General features: G+C 73.2%; 13 protein-coding genes and 1 pseudogene. 6 read left to right on the forward strand and 8 right to left on the reverse strand.

What is annotated here, in order from left to right:
• Positions 1–28: 28 nt before the first annotated feature.
• On the forward strand, positions 29–748 hold the full coding sequence (locus tag AC0KTA_RS27370) for a PhzF family phenazine biosynthesis protein (protein ID WP_481050873.1): 720 nt from the start codon (positions 29–31) through the stop codon (positions 746–748).
• 68 nt (positions 749–816) lie between these two features.
• On the opposite strand, the gene AC0KTA_RS27375 is transcribed toward AC0KTA_RS27370, so the two are convergent.
• Both AC0KTA_RS27375 and map read right to left on the reverse strand, forming a co-directional pair.
• Positions 817–1,494, reverse strand: coding sequence for a biliverdin-producing heme oxygenase (locus tag AC0KTA_RS27375; protein ID WP_481050874.1), 678 nt, complete (start codon positions 1,492–1,494; stop codon positions 817–819).
• A 234-nt stretch (positions 1,495–1,728) separates the two neighbouring features.
• Positions 1,729–2,586 carry a type I methionyl aminopeptidase gene (map, locus tag AC0KTA_RS27380; protein WP_481050875.1) on the reverse strand — a complete coding sequence of 286 codons (858 nt, stop codon included), beginning with the start codon at positions 2,584–2,586 and terminating at the stop codon, positions 1,729–1,731.
• 81 nt (positions 2,587–2,667) lie between these two features.
• Here map and AC0KTA_RS27385 point away from each other — a divergent pair, with 81 nt between their 5' ends.
• Positions 2,668–2,898, forward strand: coding sequence for a hypothetical protein (locus AC0KTA_RS27385; protein ID WP_481050876.1), 231 nt, complete (start codon positions 2,668–2,670; stop codon positions 2,896–2,898).
• A 271-nt stretch (positions 2,899–3,169) separates the two neighbouring features.
• On the opposite strand, the pseudogene AC0KTA_RS27390 reads toward AC0KTA_RS27385, so the two are convergent.
• Positions 3,170–4,472: pseudogene (locus AC0KTA_RS27390) on the reverse strand (MFS transporter).
• Positions 4,473–4,555: 83 nt separating this feature from the next.
• Positions 4,556–5,158: a hypothetical protein gene (locus tag AC0KTA_RS27395; protein ID WP_481050877.1), complete on the reverse strand. Its 603-nt coding sequence runs from the start codon at positions 5,156–5,158 to the stop codon at positions 4,556–4,558.
• 79 nt (positions 5,159–5,237) lie between these two features.
• Here AC0KTA_RS27395 and AC0KTA_RS27400 point away from each other — a divergent pair, with 79 nt between their 5' ends.
• From AC0KTA_RS27400 to AC0KTA_RS27410, 3 genes are all read left to right on the forward strand, one after another.
• Positions 5,238–6,323, forward strand: a complete 1,086-nt coding sequence (locus AC0KTA_RS27400; protein WP_481050878.1) for a sialidase family protein — start codon at positions 5,238–5,240, stop codon at positions 6,321–6,323.
• Positions 6,324–6,389: 66 nt separating this feature from the next.
• The gene (gene npdG, locus AC0KTA_RS27405; protein ID WP_481050879.1) at positions 6,390–7,094 is read left to right on the forward strand and encodes an NADPH-dependent F420 reductase; all 705 of its coding nucleotides are present in this window, start codon (positions 6,390–6,392) and stop codon (positions 7,092–7,094) included.
• A 26-nt stretch (positions 7,095–7,120) separates the two neighbouring features.
• A complete protein-coding gene (locus AC0KTA_RS27410; RefSeq protein WP_481050880.1) occupies positions 7,121–7,387 on the forward strand; it encodes a hypothetical protein in 267 nt (88 codons plus the stop codon).
• A 60-nt stretch (positions 7,388–7,447) separates the two neighbouring features.
• Here the strand turns inward: AC0KTA_RS27410 and AC0KTA_RS27415 are convergent, their stop codons facing one another.
• Positions 7,448–8,245 carry a site-2 protease family protein gene (locus AC0KTA_RS27415; protein WP_481050881.1) on the reverse strand — a complete coding sequence of 266 codons (798 nt, stop codon included), beginning with the start codon at positions 8,243–8,245 and terminating at the stop codon, positions 7,448–7,450.
• A gap of 674 nt (positions 8,246–8,919) precedes the next feature.
• Here AC0KTA_RS27415 and AC0KTA_RS27420 point away from each other — a divergent pair.
• Positions 8,920–13,251: an AfsR/SARP family transcriptional regulator gene (locus tag AC0KTA_RS27420; protein ID WP_481050882.1), complete on the forward strand. Its 4,332-nt coding sequence runs from the start codon at positions 8,920–8,922 to the stop codon at positions 13,249–13,251.
• A gap of 7 nt (positions 13,252–13,258) precedes the next feature.
• Here AC0KTA_RS27420 and AC0KTA_RS27425 read toward each other — a convergent pair whose 3' ends face one another.
• The 3 genes from AC0KTA_RS27425 to panB form a co-directional block, all read right to left on the reverse strand.
• The gene (locus tag AC0KTA_RS27425) at positions 13,259–14,116 is read right to left on the reverse strand and encodes an ABC transporter permease (protein WP_481050883.1); all 858 of its coding nucleotides are present in this window, start codon (positions 14,114–14,116) and stop codon (positions 13,259–13,261) included.
• Positions 14,113–15,147, reverse strand: coding sequence for an ATP-binding cassette domain-containing protein (locus AC0KTA_RS27430; protein ID WP_481050884.1), 1,035 nt, complete (start codon positions 15,145–15,147; stop codon positions 14,113–14,115). The genes AC0KTA_RS27425 and AC0KTA_RS27430 overlap by 4 nt, the downstream gene beginning before the upstream one ends.
• A gap of 302 nt (positions 15,148–15,449) precedes the next feature.
• Positions 15,450–16,331 (reverse strand): 3-methyl-2-oxobutanoate hydroxymethyltransferase, encoded by an 882-nt coding sequence (gene panB, locus AC0KTA_RS27435; protein ID WP_481050885.1) that lies wholly within the window; start codon positions 16,329–16,331, stop codon positions 15,450–15,452.
• Positions 16,332–16,445 lie beyond the last annotated feature (114 nt).

The following is a 16,445-nucleotide window of genomic DNA, read 5'->3' on the forward strand; positions in this document are numbered from 1 at the left end:
GATGCTTCAACAGTGCTTGAATGCCCGGGTGAACGAAGAGGAATACGACCCCGGCGTGGCCGACGTGCACCACGGCGTCGACGTCGTGCGGGTCTTCTGCGCGCCGGACGGACGGTACGGCAACGAACTCGGCGTGGTACGGGACGGCTCGCGCGTGGCCGCGCGGGCGGACCGGCAGGCGCTGGCCGCGAAACTCGGCTTCAGCGAGACGGTGTTCGTCGACGACCCCGAGCGCGGGGCCGTCGACATCTACACGCCCACGACGCGGCTGCCGTTCGCGGGGCACCCGTGCGTCGGCACGGCGTGGCTGCTCGACGTGCCCGAGCTGATCACCGAGGCCGGGGTCGTCGAGGCCCGGCAGGACGGGGAGTTCAGCTGGATCGTGGCGCGGGCCGCGTGGGCGACGGGGCGGACGCTGCGGCGCTGCGCGACGGCGGAAGAGGTGGACGCCCTCGCGGTGCCGCCCGCGGGGGAGTGGATCTACGCCTGGGCGTGGGAGGACGAGGCCGCGGGGCGGGTGCGGGCGCGGGGGTTTCCCGGGCGCGGGGACGGCATCGCCGAGGACGAGGCGACGGGGGCTGCGGCGCTGGCGCTCACCCGTGAGCTGGGACGGGCCCTGAACATCACCCAGGGCCGCGGCTCCCAACTCCTCACGGCCCCGGGCCCCCACGACCTGATCGAACTGGGGGGCAGGGTGACGTTCCCCCGACCGCCGAGCCTCACGTATCAGAGCCTGTCCGGCGATTGAGGACGAGCGCGCAGCGCGATGCTCCTACGGCGCCCCGGGACGGGCCGGCGGCGGGGCCGAGCAGCGGCTCAGGCCGACAGCGGGAACTCGGCCCCGAGCTCCCGGAAAAGCGCTGTGTTCAGGGCGAAAGCCCGCTTGCACTCGTCGACGATGCGCTGCTTCTCCAGGTCGTCCGGGACGGCCTCGTCGAGGCCGTCCAGCAGCTCCCGATAACTCCGCTTGAACGCGGCGGGGTTGGCGATGCCCTCGAAGACGTAGAACCTGACGCCGTCCCCCTTGCGCGCGAAGCCCCACGTCTTCTCGGCCTTGCCGCGGATGATCTGCCCGCCGGACAGGTCCCCGAGATAGCGCGTGTAGTGGTGGGCCACATAGCCGCCCGGCCATGTCCGCGCGCACTCCTCGACCCGCGCCGCGTACGCGGCCGTGGCCGGCAGGGCCGTGAGTCCCGCACGCCACCCCTCGCCCCGCAGGTGCGCCAGGTCCCGCTCCAGCTCGGCGACGCGCAGCAGCTCGGGCCGGATGAACGGGCCCGCCACCGGGTCCTCGCGCAGGGCCTGGGCGCCGTCCTCCAGCGCGCGGTACACGAACCACAGCTGTTCCGTGTACCTCGCGAACGCGTCCACGCCGAGGCGGCCGCCGAGCAGGTCGCCCATGAACGAGGACGACTCCGCCTCGGTGTGCTGCTCGTGGGACGCGGTGCGGATGAGCGTCGAGAACGAGGGGGGCTGACTGATCGCCGAGTCCATGCGGACCTCCGGAGCCGAAGAAGGGCGGGAACCAAGGTGGCCAGGACCGATCATCCAAGGTTAGGCTTACCTAAGTCAACTGGTTCCCGACATCCTGTCGGTAAAAACGTTACCCCGGATGCGATCAGGGATGCGTAAGCAGATGCGTGAGTGATCAAAAAAGGCCGGGCCCGATTGGGCCCGGCCTTTTTGCGTGTGCTGCGCTGCCCCCTGCCGGGGGCCCGGCTCACGGCATCACGGCAGCGTGAGGATCTCCGCGCCCGAGTCCGTGACCACGAGAGTGTGCTCGAACTGCGCCGTCCGCCTGCGGTCCTTCGTCACGACGGTCCACCCGTCGTCCCACATGTCGTACTCGTGCGTACCCAGCGTCAGCATCGGCTCGATCGTGAAGGTCATGCCCGGCTGGATGACCGTCGTCGCGTGCGGGCTGTCGTAGTGCGGGATGATCAGGCCGGAGTGGAAGGACGAGTTGATGCCGTGGCCCGTGAAGTCCCGGACCACCCCGTAGCCGAAGCGCTTGGCGTACGACTCGATGACGCGGCCGATGATGTTGATCTGGCGGCCGGGCTTGACCGCCTTGATGGCGCGGTTGAGCGACTCGCGGGTGCGCTCGACGAGGAGCCTCGACTCCTCGTCCACGTCACCGACGAGGTACGTCGCGTTGTTGTCGCCGTGCACGCCGCCGATGTACGCCGTGACGTCGAGGTTGATGATGTCGCCGTCCTTCAGGACGGTGGAGTCGGGGATGCCGTGGCAGATGACCTCGTTGATGGAGCTGCACAGCGACTTCGGGAAGCCGCGGTAGCCGAGCGTCGAGGGGTACGCGCCGTGGTCGCACATGTAGGCGTGCGCGATGCGGTCGAGCTCGTCGGTGGTCACGCCCGGCGCGATGGCCTTCGCGGCCTCCTCCATGGCGCGCGCGGCGATGCGGCCCGCGGTCCGCATCAGCTCGATGGTCTCCGGGGTCTGCACCTCCGGTCCGTTGTACGGGGTCGGCGCGGGCTTGCCGACGTACTCCGGGCGCCTGATGTTTCCGGGCACGGGGCGGGCGGGAGAGAGCTCCCCTGGTACGAGCAGTGACTGGCCAGACATGTCAGCGAGTCTAACGAGCGCCCGTGGGGCAGCATGGCGAGTGCCCGTGGGGCAGCATTACGGGAGAGAGAGGAGCCGGACATGGCCCTGTTCAAGAAGCGGACCGTCGGCAAACCGGGCGAGTGGTACTACTGCCTGGAGCACAAGAAGGTCGAGGAAGGCCCCGACTGTCCCGGCAAGGACCGTTTCGGTCCTTATGCCTCCCGCGAGGAGGCGGCCCACGCGATGGAGATTGCCGCGGAGCGGAACCTTGAATGGGAGAACGATCCGCGCTGGCACGACTCGACTGCGCGCGGCGGTGACAGCGACTGACCTGGCCCTGGGCCTTGCTCCCGCCTGTCTGCGGCCCGGTGGGTGCTGTCCCTGTCCCGCCGCTCCGCGGCGGACATCTCCCACCCGCCCACCCGTTTCCAGTCGGCCGCGGGGTGGGCGTCTCCCGTGGGGGTTGCCCACCGTTGGCGGGTGCGGGTGCACGTCTTCCGTCACCGCTGTGGGCAATCGTCCCGCAGGGCGGGACGGGTGGGCACAGCCCCGGCCGACGGGGCGTTTTGGTCGGCCTGTGCCAGGGCTGCGGCGGTGCGGGCTACACCGCCGTGGTTGCTGCTTCGCGGCGGCGTCTTGCGTCCGGGTCCGTCTTCGCGTCGTACCGGAGGAGGGACGGCATCGCGGCGGCCAGGGCGCCCACGGCGGCGACGCAGATCAGGCCGCCGGACCAGATCGCCGGGCGGGTGCCGGACCAGCCGGCGGCCGCGCCCGCGCGGACCTGGCCCAGCTGGGGGCCGACGCTGTAGGAGAGGACCTCTATCCCCGCGAGCCGCCCGCGCAGGGCGTCGGGGATGGTCTGGTTCCAGATGGTGGAGCGGGCGAGCCCGCTCAGCATGTCCCCCGCCCCGGCCAGGGCGAGGCAGACCAGGACCAGCCAGACATTCGACAGCCACCCGGCCAGCGTGATGGCGAGCCCCCACCCCGCCGCCCCGCACACCACGAGCACCCCGTGCCGCCGCACCCGCGACGTCCACCCACTCGTGAGGCTGAGCGCAAGGGACCCCACGGCCCCGGCCGCGTACGCCCCCACGCCTTAAGGGCGCGGGAGGTGCCCCCCTACCGAGCGCCCACTCCGCGTCCAGATCGTCCGCGAGGAACGGGAAGATCGTGTTCGGGAAGGCGAACACCATCGCGGCGCCGTCGATCGCGTACGTCCCCAGCAGCACCGGCCGCGACCACGCGTACCGCGCCCCCTCCGAGAGCCCCCGCAGCGACGGCTTCTCCGCGTCGTGCGCGGCGGGCGCGGGCGAGAGCCGCGTGCACAGCACCACCGACACGGCGAAGCCGACGACGGTCACCGCGTACGCGGTGGCGTGCCCCGCGTAGGCGACGACGACACCCGCGAGCGCGGGACCGGCGATCGCCCCGACGTTCCAGCGCAGCGAGTTGAGCGCCGCGGCGGCCGTGAGCTGGTCGTGCGGCACGATGCGGGCCATGAGGGAGTCGAGCGCGGGCCGTTGGATACCGGCGAGGCCCGAGACGCCCGCCGCGACGACGTACAGCGGCCACAGCATCGGCTGCGGAAGCAGCGCGTTCACGAACAGGACGACGGCGAGGAGGCCGAGCGCCGCCTCGGTCAGGAGGATCACCTTGCGGCGGTCCACCGCGTCCGCGAGCGCCCCGCCGTACAGACCGCAGACGACCAGCGGCACCAGCTCCACGGCCCCCATCGCGCCGACCGCGAACGGCGAGTCCGTGAGGTGCTTGATCTGGAGCGGCAGGGCGATCATCGCCATGAAGCTGCCGAAGTACGTGACGAGTCCCTGCACCCACAGCAGCCGGAAGTCGCGGGTGGAGCGCCAGGGGGACAGGTCGGGCAGCAGCGCTGCGAGGCGTTTCACAAGGGGTCATGCTCAGCGGAGGGCACGACGGGGCGCAAACGATTTGTTCGCGTTGTTCGCGGGGGCTGGGCCCGGAGTCGGGCTCACCAGCGCGCCGGTGGCGGCGCCGTCAGCTGGTCCGCCAGGCGCGAGAGCCGGTCCCGCACCCGCAGCCGCCCCCGCGGCGCGGGCAGGCTGTTCTCGCCCGCCGCCGCGCTCACCAGATGCTGCACCGTGTCCAGGTCGAGCCCCGCGGCGTCGGGGACCACGAGCGCCTCGTGGGCGAGGGCGCCCAGGTCGCCGTCGCGCTCGCCGAGGGCGAAGACCGTCGCGCCCGCCCGCCGCGCGTCGTTCACGCGCGAGAGGAGTCCCGCCTCGGGCGCGGCGGGCGCCACCACGAGCAGCGTCTCGCCGCGCCGCGCCGCCTCGATCCGGCCGAGGCCCACCGAGAGCTGCGCGGGCGCGTCCGGGCGCGGCCTGTGGCGCACGAGGGTGGGCGTCAGCTCCGGCGTGCCGGACCACGCGGCCTCGTCCACCAGGTGCGCGGCCAGGTGCCACGGCTCGTACTCCCGCGTGCCCACGAGCAGCAGCCCGCCGCCGTGCGGCACCACGCTGGAGCGCAGCGCCCCCGCGAAGCGGCGGGTGGCACCCGGCCACTCGGTCCCGGCGAGAACTTCGCGCAGCAGCGCGACCCTTACGGCGTCCATGGGGGCGCATACTGCCTCAACGGGAGATTCGTCAGCGGGAGTTCACCGCGAATTCCCTCATGATGGGGAAGGGGCACGGATGCCTACGGAGACAGTTGAGACGTCTGTTCCCTTCCGCGCGGGGCGCGAGGGGTACGCGAGCTTCCGGATCCCGGCCGTGGTCCTCACCCACGCCGGCACGGTCCTCGCCTTCTGCGAGGGCCGCGTCGGCTCGCACGAGGACTTCGGGAACATCGACATCGTGCTGAAACGGTCCGGCGACGGCGGCCGCACCTGGGGCCCGCTCCAGGTCGTCGGCGCCAACGGCACCAACCTCGCCGGAAACCCCGCCCCCGTCGTCCTCGACACCGGCCGGATCCTGCTCGTGCAGGTCAGGAACGCCGCCTCGGCCACCGAGAACGCCATCCGGCGCGGCCAGGTGTCCGCCGCGAACGGCCGCCGCGTCTGGGTGCAGCACAGCGACGACGACGGCGTCACCTGGTCGTCGCCCCGCGAGATCACCCAGCAGGTGAAGAAGACCTCCTGGCGGTGGTACGCGACCACGCCCGGCCACGCGATCCAGCTGAGCAGCGGCCGCGTGGTCGTCCCCGCCAACCACTCCCTGCCGCCCAGCGGCTCGGACGACGGCACCGAGGGCCGCTACAACGGCGGACACTGCCTGCTCAGCGACGACCGGGGCCAGACCTGGCGCATCGGGTACGTCGACGACAACACCAACGGCTACATCAACGTCAACGAGACCACCGCCGCCGAACTCCCCGACGGCCGCGTCTACTTCAACACCCGCAACGACTCGCCGTCCCCCGGCACCCGCGCCGACGCCCACTCCCACGACGGCGGCCGGACCCTCGCCAAGCCCTTCCGGCCCCAGTCCTGCCTCACCGGCCCCGTCGTCGAGGCCAGCGTGCTGCAGCTGCGTGCCCCGGACCTGCTGCTGTACTCCGGGCCCGCCGACCCCGGCTTCCGCGCCCAGATGACCATCCGCAAGAGCCACGACGGCGGCACCACGTGGCACGTCGTCCACACGGTCGACGGGCTGCCCGCCGCGTACTCCGATCTCGTACGCCTCGACGACGGCACCGTCGGACTCCTCTACGAGACCGGGGACTTCAGCGCGTACGAGACGGTCACGTTCCGGCGTGTTCCGCTGGACTGGCTGGACTGACAGCCACCGGCGGGACAGAGCGCGGCCGGACCCGGCGGGCGCCCGGCACGGACGTAAGGTCTGACCATGACTTCCACGGAAAGTGTGCAGAAGGCGCCCGCCAAGGACCCCTGGGACCTGCCCGACGTGTCCGGGCTCGTCGTGGGCGTGCTCGGCGGCACCGGTGACCAGGGCCGCGGGCTCGCCTACCGGCTCGCCCGCGCCGACCAGAAGGTGATCATCGGCTCGCGCGCCGCGGAGCGCGCGGCCGCCGCCGCCGGCGAACTCGGCCTCGGCGTCGAGGGCCTGGACAACGCGGAGTGCGCGCGGCGCAGCGACATCGTGATCGTCGCCGTGCCCTGGGACGGGCACGCCAAGACCCTCGAAGGGCTGCGCGAGGAGCTCGCGGGCAAGCTCGTCGTCGACTGCGTCAACCCGCTGGGCTTCGACAAGAAGGGCGCGTACGCCCTGAAGCCCGAGGAGGGCAGCGCCGCCGAGCAGGCCGCCGCGCTCCTTCCCGACTCGCGGGTGACCGCCGCCTTCCACCACCTGTCGGCGGTCCTGCTCCAGGACGCGTCCATCGAGGAGATCGACACCGACGTGATGGTGCTCGGCGAGAGCCGCGCCGACACGGACGTCGTCCAGGCCCTCGCCGGACGCATCCCCGGCATGCGGGGCGTCTTCGCCGGGCGGCTGCGCAACGCCCACCAGGTGGAGTCCCTGGTCGCCAACCTGATCTCGGTGAACCGGCGGTACAAGGCGCACGCGGGGCTGCGCGTCACGGACGTGTAGGAGGGGTGTGCCCCGCTCGGCGGGGCATGGGGGACACTGGTGCGGTACGTCCGCCCGGATTGCCGCAACAGGAGCCGCACCCCATGCCCCGCCTAGCCCTCTACGCCCTCGTGGTCTGCGTTCTGTCGGTCGCCGCCGCCGTGGTCTCCTTCGCCCAGGGCATGTGGCTCGGCATCGTGTGGGTGCTGCTCGCGGGGCTCTCGTCCAACATGACGTGGTACTACGCGCGCCGGGCGAAGGCGCTGCGGGAGCGGGACGCGGATGCGGACGCGGCGGCATCCGCCGGTCACTGACTGCCTGATGTCGACTGCCTGATGCCGACTGCCTGATCGCGGCGGCCTCCGCCTCCGCCGTCAGCCGTTGATCACGGGAATGTCCGGGGTGCCCTGCCAGAAGCGGTAGAGGCGCTGGCCCCAGTACGTGTCCCAGTCGCTGACGCCGAGGCCGCGCAGGATCGCGTCCACCGCGTCGAAGAACGCGTCGTTGATCTCCGGGATCCACAGGATGCCGAACACCGCGAGCAGGCCGAACGGCGCGAACGGCTCGACCTGGCGGCGGATGTCGTGCGACAGCCAGGGCTCGATCACGCCGTAGCCGTCCAGGCCCGGGATGGGCAGGAAGTTCAGGATCGCCGCCGTCACCTGGAGCAGGGCGAGGAACGCGAGCGCGTAGCGGAACGTGTCCGGGACGCCGTCGAGGGCGTCCAGCCAGAAGGGCGCGGTGCAGACGACCGCGAACAGTACGTTCGTCAGCGGCCCGGCCGCCGAGATCAGGCTGTGCCGCCAGCGGCCCCGGATGCGGCCGCGCTCGATGAACACGGCGCCGCCGGGCAGGCCGATCCCACCCATGATCACGAAGAGCACCGGCAGCACGATGCTGAGCAGCGCGTGCGTGTACTTGAGCGGGTTGAGCGTCAAATACCCCTTCGCGCCGATGGAGATGTCGCCGCTGTGCAGGGCGGTGCGGGCGTGTGCGTACTCGTGCAGGCACAGCGAGACGATCCAGGCGGCCGTGACGAAGAGGAAGACGGCGAAGCCCGGGTTGTCCGCGAACCCGGTCCAGGCCGCCCAGCCCGAGGCCGCGGTGACTGCGGCGATCCCGAGAAAGACGGGGCTGACCCGGCGGTCGCGCCGGGTGGGGGCGGTGGTCATGGTGCTCCTTCGTCTGCGTTCATCCGAGTCATCTGCGTTCGTCTGCGTTCGTCTGCGTTCGTCTGCGTTCGTCCGCGTCGTCCGCGTCGTCCGTGCTCGGCCTCGGCGGGGCGGCGGCCCCTGCTCCGCCGCCGCATACGCGCTGCCTCGCTTGCCTCGCGGCGGATGCTTCCCCGCCCACCCGCCCCTTACCCCGCATGTCCCGTGCGACGGGCGCGGGGCTCCGGAGTTCCGGGGGCCCGAGGGCCCGGGCATGGGGCGTCGCCTGCTGCCTGCTGCCTGCTGCCTGCTGCCTGTGGAGGCTACCTGCGTGGGCTGTGGAGTGGGGTGGGATGGGAGCTGGGGGATGTGGGTGGGTGGGCTGTTTTCCGGGGTGAGGTGGGGCGGGGGCGGCGGCGTGAGGGTCGGACTGTTCCCCGGGGCGGGGCGGGGCGGGGCGGGGCGCGGTGCTCCGCGCGGGGGGCGTCCGGTGGCGCCGAGCGGCTCGGGGCGGGAGTGGTCTTGCGGGGCGGGCTGATTCGGGAGGCGTGATGCTCTGCGGGCGGGGACGGTGATGCGGGCGGCGTGGGTGGGTTCCGCGGCGCGGGCCGGTCGGCGTTCGCGCTGGCGCGGTGGGGCGGCGGCCGCGCGGGGGTGTGGGGATCCGGGGTGCGGGGAGCGGTGACAATGGGTGCGTGCGTTATCGCGTCCTCGGTGTCACCCGGGCCTCGCGCCCCGACGGAACCAACGTTTCCGTCGGCGGCGCCCGCCTGCGTGCGCTGCTCGCGGCGCTCGCGCTGAGGCCGGGGCGTACGGTTCCGGCCGCCGTCCTCGTCGACCGGGTGTGGGGCGGGTCGCCCCCGGCCGACGCCACGGGGGCGCTGCAGGCCCTGGTCGGGCGGCTGCGCCGGGTGCTCGGCGCCGACGCCGTCGCCTCCGCCGACGGCGGCTACCACCTGCGGGCCGCCCTCGACGACGTGGACGCCCACCGCTTCGAGCGCCTGGTCGGCGAGGGTACGCGGGCGCTGGCGGACGGCGACCCGGCGAAGGCCGCGGCCCTCCTCGACGACGCCCTCGCCCTGTGGCACGGCGAGGCCTTCGCCGACCTGCCGGACCACACCGCGGAGGCCGCCCGCTGGTCCGCCCGCCGCCTCGACGCCCTGCGCGCGCGGTTCACGGCGGCGCTGGCCCTGGGTCAGGCCGAGGACGCCCTCCCCGAACTCACCGCCCTGTGCGACGGCCACCCGCTGGACGAGCCGCTCCAGGTCCTGCGGCTGCGCGCCCTGCGGGACGCCGGCCGCGCGGCGGAGGCACTGGCCGCGTACGACGGCGTACGCCGCACCCTCGCGGAACACCTGGGCGCCGATCCCGGGCCCGAACTGCGTTCCCTGTACGGAGAGTTGCTGCGGCCAGCGACGGCTGCGGGGCTTGAGGGGCGGGGCACTCAGGCCGAGGGTCCGGCCCGGACGGCCGCACCCCCGGCGGCCACGCACCCCGGCGCCGTCGACCAGGTCGGTGCGCCCCCGCCTGCCGCCCACGCGGCCTCCGCGCCCCCGGCCGCCGCCGCTGCCCCGGGCGGTGCGCCCTCGCCTGCCGCCCACGCGGCCCCCGCGCACCCCGCCACCGCCTCTGACCCGGGCGATGCGCACCCAGCTACTGCGCACCCCGCTACCGCGCCCCCGGCCGCCGCCCCTGAACCGGGCGATGTGCACCCAACTACTGTGCACCCTGCCGCCGTTGACCAGGTCGGTGCACCCTCGCCTGCCGCCCACGCGGCCCCCGCGCACCCCGCCACCGCCCCTGATCCGGGCGATGCGCACCCAGCTACTGCGCACCCCGCCGCCGCGCCCCCGGCCGCCGCCGCTGACCCGGGCGATGTGCACCCAACTGCTGTGCACCCTGCTGCCGTTGCCCCGGGCGGTGCGCCCTCGCCCGCCGCCCACGGGGCCTCCGCGCCCCCGGCCACCGCCCCTCACCGGGGTGATGCACACCCTGCCGCCGCCGACCAGGGCCATGCACCCCCGCCTGCCGCGCACTCGGCCACCGCCCACCCCGCCGCCCCTCAAGCAGGCGATGCTCGCCTGACAACCGCTCACCCGCCCGTCGCGCCCCCGGCCGCTCCTCACCCGGCCGCTCCTCACCCGGGCGATGCTCACCCGGCCACGGTGCACCCGCCTGCCACTCACCCGCACGCTGCCCCCGCCGCCCACCCCGCTGCCGCTGACCCGGCCGGCGCGCCCCCGGCCGCCGCGCCCCCGCCTGCCCACGCGGACACCGCGCGCCCTGCCGCCGCCCACCCAGGCGACGCGGCTTCGGCGGCCAGCACACGCGCAGGCACGGCGTCGGAGGCGGGAGGCGCGTCAGCCGGTACGGGCCCGCCGGGTGCGGCGGACGTCGGCTCACGTACGGACGTGCAAGGCGCGACGGACGTCGCCGCGCGCCCCGCCCCCGGCAACCTCCGTGCCCGGCTCACCTCCTTCGTCGGGCGCAGCGCGGACATCGACGCGATCCGGGGGGACCTGCGCCGTGCCCGCCTGGTGACGTTGACCGGGCCCGGCGGGGCGGGCAAGACGCGGCTGTCGCAGGAGGCCGGGGAGGCGGTGGCCGACGCCGTGCCGGACGGGGTGTGGCTCGCCGAACTCGCGCCCGTGGACGACCCGGACGACGTACCGGAGGCCGTCCTCACTGCGCTCGGCGCCCGCGAGACCGTGCTGCGCGGCGCGGGCGCCGAAGAGCTGCGGGTCGCCGCCGAGCGGAACGCCGACGACCCGATGGTCCGGCTCACCGAGCACTGCGGCCCGCGCCGCATGCTCCTCGTCCTGGACAACTGCGAGCACGTCGTCGACGCCGCCGCCCGCCTCGCGGAGAGCCTGCTTTCCCGCTGCCCCGGGCTCACGGTGCTCGCCACCAGCCGCGAACCCCTCGGCGTACGGGGCGAGTTGGTGCGCCCGGTCGAACCGCTGCCGGAACCCTTCGCGCTGCGTCTCCTCGCCGACCGCGGCGCCGCCGCACGGCCCGGCTTCCGTACGGACGACGACCCGCGCGCCGCCGCCGAGATCTGTCACCGCCTGGACGGCCTGCCGCTGGCCATCGAACTGGCCGCGGCCCGGCTGCGGATGCTCACCCCGCGCCAGATCGCCGACCGGCTCGACGACCGCTTCCGCCTGCTGACCAGCGGCGCCCGAACCGTCCTTCCGCGCCAGCAGACGCTGCGCGCCGTCGTGGACTGGTCCTGGGACCTCCTCGACGCCGCCGAACGCGCCGTCCTGCGCCGCCTGTCGGTCTTCGCGGGCGGCTGCGACCTCGCGGCGGCGGAAGCGGTCTGCGGCGGTCAGGCCGGCGGCGACCCGTCCACCGGCGCAGGTCAGGCCGGCGCCGACATCGCCGACATTGTCGATATCGCCGACGTCACCGACGTCCTCGGCTCCCTCGTCGACAAGTCGCTCGTCGTCGCCGCGCCCGCCGCGCACGGCGACGTGATGCGCTACCGGCTCCTGGAGACCGTCTCCGAGTACGCCGCCGAGCGGCTCGACGAGGCGGGGGAGCGGGACGTGGTCGAGCGGGCGCACCTCACGTACTTCCGGGAGTTCGCCCGCGTCACCGACCCCGCGCTGCGCGGCCACGGGCAGCGCGCGGCCATCGCGGCGTTCGAGGCGGAGTACGAGAACCTGCGCACCGCGCTGCGCCGGGCCGTGGCCGCACACGACGAGCAGGAGGCGCTGTGCCTCGTGCTGTCCCTGGTGTGGTTCTGGATGATCCGCGACCTGCGGGTGGAGGCGCGGAACTGGTCCCGGGACGTGATGGCCCTCGGCCCCGACCCGTTCACCCCGCCGGTCACCCCCGCCGCCCCGCTGTACGCGCGCTGCACGGACACACCGCCCCCGCTGTCGGGCGAACTCCTGCAGGAGGCCCGGCGCGGCGTGCACCTCATCCATCTCTCCTGCATGGACATGGACCCGACGGCCTGGCAGACCCCGGAGGCCGAGCGGAAGCTGGGCGCGATCAAGGACACCTACCGCGCGGGCCTGCCGCAGACCTGCTGGAGCCCGGGCAACCTCTGGTTCTTCGCCGTCCTGATGACCGGCGAGGTCGAGCAGTTGCGCGACCTCGTCGACGAGACCGTCGCCGCCTGCCGTGAGTTGGGCCTCACCTGGGAGCTCGCGGGCGCCCTGCAGCAGCGCGCCAACATCCTCGCCAACCGCTTCGACTGGGCGGGCGACGCCTGCCGCGACGCGGACGAGGCCCTGGAGATCTGCACGCGGCTCGGCGACGCCTGGGGCACGGCCGAGGCGCTGTCCTCGCGCGGCGAGGCCCACGAACGGCGCGGTCAGTACCTGCGCGCGGCCGAGGACTTCCGGGCCGCCATCCCGTACGCCACGGAACTCGGCGCGAAGGCGCAGGTGGCCCTGTTGACGGCCCGGCTCGGCACGGCGCTCGTCGAGGCGGGCGATACCGAGCGCGGCGAGGCCCTGCTGTGGCAGGTGGCCGGCGACAAGGACAGCCGCGTGAACGGGGCGCTGCCCGCGGCCCGGCTCTTCCTCATCGGCCTGCTCGGCCGCACCGGCCGCACCGGCGAGGCCCGCGAGCAACTGGCACTGCTGCGCAAGGAGTTCAAGGTTTTCGGCTTCTCCGTCTTCGAGAGCTTCATGCGCGGCACGCAGGCGTGGCTCGACACCGCCGACGGCCACCACGAGCAGGCCCTCGGCCACGCCCGGGAGGCCGTGGAGAAGGCCGCCGAGCCGCTGTCGCAGATGATCGCGCCGCAACTGCTCGCCGTCCACCTGGCCACCATGGCCCGCGCCCTCGCCTCGTACGACGCCGGGCGCGCGGCGCACGCGGCGCGCCTGCTCGCCGTGGCCGACGGCCAACTGCCGCACGGCCACGTCCCGGTGGCCCTGGAGCGGGAGATCCGCACGTCCGCGGAGCGGGCGGCCCGCGCGGCGCTCGGCGACGCGGACTACGCCGCCGCCTACGCCGCGGGCGACGGCCTCGACTGGCAGGAGGCCGTCGCCGCGGCGGGGCTGTGACGCGGCGTCACGTCTTCGTACGGAACTTGTGGATCGCGATCGGTGCCATCAGGCCCGTCAGGACCACCGACCAGATGAGCGTCACCCACACGTCGTGCGCGACCGGCCCTTGGCCGTTCATCAGGCCGCGGGCGGCGTCGGCGAGCGACGACAGCGGGTTGTAGTCCGTGAACGCCTGGAGCCAGCCGGGCATGGACTTCGTCGGCGCGAAGATGGACGAGCCGAACTGCAGCGGCATCAGGACCAGGAAGCCCATGCCCTGGATGGCCTGGGCGCTCTTCATCACGACACCCATGGTGAGGAAGATCCACATCAGGCCCACGCCGAAGGCCATGGCGAGGCCTATGGACGCGATCAGACCCGGGATGCTCTCCACGGAGAAGCCGATGATCAGGGCGACGACCAGCAGGATCGCCGTGGCGACCAGCATCCGCAGCAGCTCGACCACGATCTTGGCGATCATCACCGAGGAGCGGCCGATGGGCAGCGACCGGAAACGGTCCATCACACCGGTCTGGAAGTCCTGGTTGAAGCCCGTGCCCACACCCATGGCCATGTTCATCCCCATCATGGCCATCAGGCCGGGGATCACATACTGCACGTACTCCTCGCGGCCGCCGCCGAGGGCCTGGCCGACGGAGCCGCCGAAGACGTACACGAACAGCAGGGTGAAGACGATCGGCATCAGGACGGCGTCGAACATCGACTCCATGTCCTGCTTTATCCACAGCAGATTGCGTCTGACCAGCGCGCTCGTGTGCCGGACGTGGGCGCGCAGGCCGATGCGGGTGTCCGCCCCGGCCTTGTCGGTGGGGTGCTGCTGGGCGGGTGGCGCGGAAGGCGCCGTGACCGTGCCGGCGCTCATGCGGCGACCTCCTTGAATTCGGTGCTGACGGCGTCCTGCGACTCGCTGGTCTTGTGACCGGTGAGGGACAGGAACACCTCGTCCAGGCTGGGCAGTTCGGTGGCGATGTCGGACAGCGTGATGCCGCGCGAGGTGAGCGTGCCCACGACCGCCGTGAGCTGCTCGTCGCTGAGGATCGGCACCAGGACCGTGCCGGTCTCGGCGTCCACGGTGGTGGTGGCGAGGCCCGTGAGGCCCGCGTCGTCCAGCGCGGCGGCCGTGGGGCGCAGCTGCGCCGGGTCCGCCGGGCGGATGCGCAGGGTGCGGCCGCCGACCTTGGCCTTCAGCTCCTCGATGCCGCCGTTGGCGATGACCTTGCCGCGGTCGACGACCGTGAGCTCGCTAGCGAGCTGCTCGGCCTCTTCCATGTACTGCGTGGTGAGCAGGACGGTGACGCCGTCACCGACCATGCGCTTGACCTCGTCCCAGACCTCGTTGCGGGTGCGCGGGTCGAGGCCGGTGGTCGGCTCGTCCAGGAACAGCACGGCCGGGCTGCCGATCATCGACGCCGCCAGGTCGAGGCGGCGGCGCATGCCTCCGGAGTACGTCTTCGCGGGGCGGCGCGCGGCCTCCGTGAGCGAGAAGCGCTCGAGCAGGCCGTCCGCGCGGGAGCGGGCCTCCTTGCGGGGCAGGTCGAGCAGGCGCCCGATCATGTAGAGGTTGTCCCAGCCGGTCAGCTTCTCGTCCACCGACGCGTACTGACCGGTGAGGCCTATCACGCGGCGCAGCTGGCGCGGCTGGCGCAGCACGTCGTACCCGGCGACGAAGGCGGTGCCGGAGTCGGGGGTGATGAGCGTGGAGAGGCAGCGTACGAGCGTGGTCTTGCCGGCGCCGTTGGGCCCGAGGACGCCGAGGACCGTTCCCTCGCGGACGTCCACGTCGACGCCGTCCAGCGCCTTGGTCTCGCCGTAGTGCTTGACCAGCCCCCGTACCGAAACGGCGCTTGCGGTGCCGTCCGCTCCCCGTTGGGGCTTGTTGTCGATTTCTGTCATGCCGTACATGAGAGCAGGTGCCACCGACAATCCACCGACAGATTTCCTACAGGCGTACGACACCCCGCCGACGGCGAGCGGCGGGCCGGGGGCGGCCGGGGGCCGGAACTGTGGGCGGTCGGGCGGGAAAACGTCGCGAAGCGGCGGATAACGGCGCTCGCGACGGGAGCGGCAGCCCGCCGACGGGGGACGGGCGGCGGGCTGCCGCTTGGTGCCGCAGTGGCTTGAAAGTGCTGTGCCGACTGCTGTCTGAACGTGCTGTATCGACTGCTGCGCCGACCGCTGGTGGACGGCGTGTTCCGCTAGTGGACGGCGTGCTCCGCGGCCGGGAACGCGCCGCCCACCACGTCCTCGGCGAAGGCCTTCGCGGCGTCGCCCATGACGCCGCGCAGGTCCGCGTACTGCTTCACGAAGCGCGGCATCTTGCCGCCGGTCAGGCCGAGCATGTCGGTCCACACCAGGACCTGGGCGTCGCACTCCGAGCCCGCGCCGATGCCGACGGTCGGGATGTGCAGCGACCTGGTGACCTCGGCGGCCAGCTCGGCCGGCACGAGTTCGAGCACCACCGCGAAGGCGCCCGCGGCCTCGGCCGACTTGGCGTCCCGCAGCAGTTGGTGGGCCGCCTCCTCGCCGCGGCCCTGGACGCGGTAGCCCATCGTGTTCACCGACTGCGGGGTCAGTCCCAGATGGGACATGACGGGGATGCCGGACTGCACGAGCAGCTCGGTCTGGGCCAGTGAGCGCTCGCCGCCCTCCAGCTTGACCGCGCCCACGCCGGCCTCCTTGACCAGGCGCGTCGCGGACCTGAGCGCCTGGACCGGGCCTTCCTGGTACGACCCGAAGGGCAGGTCGCCGACGATCAGGGCGCGGCTCGTGCCGCGCACGACCGCCGCGGACAGGACGGCCATCTCGTCGAGGGTGACGGGCACGGTGGTCTCGTACCCCAGGTGGCAGTTGCCCGCCGAGTCGCCGACGAGCATGACCGGGATCCCGGCCTCGTCGAAGACGGACGCGGTCATCGCGTCGTACGCGGTGAGCATGGGCCACTTCTCGCCGCGCTCCTTGGCGGCGGTGATGTCGCGGACCGTGATGCGGCGTGTGCCCTTGCCGCCGTACAGCGCCTTGCTGCTGTCGGTCTTCCGCTCCGTGGGGGCGGGGCTCTGGGCAGCCGAAAGCTGCGTCATCGCAACGGCTCCTTCTGTCGTCTCGAGGCGCCCTGACGGCGTCCCCGGATCACGTCCATGGTGGCATCGCGTGCCGCCCGGAGGCTAGAGGGTGGTTTTTCGGCCATTTCCGGC

This window comes from Streptomyces sp. Y309 (assembly GCF_056712025.1).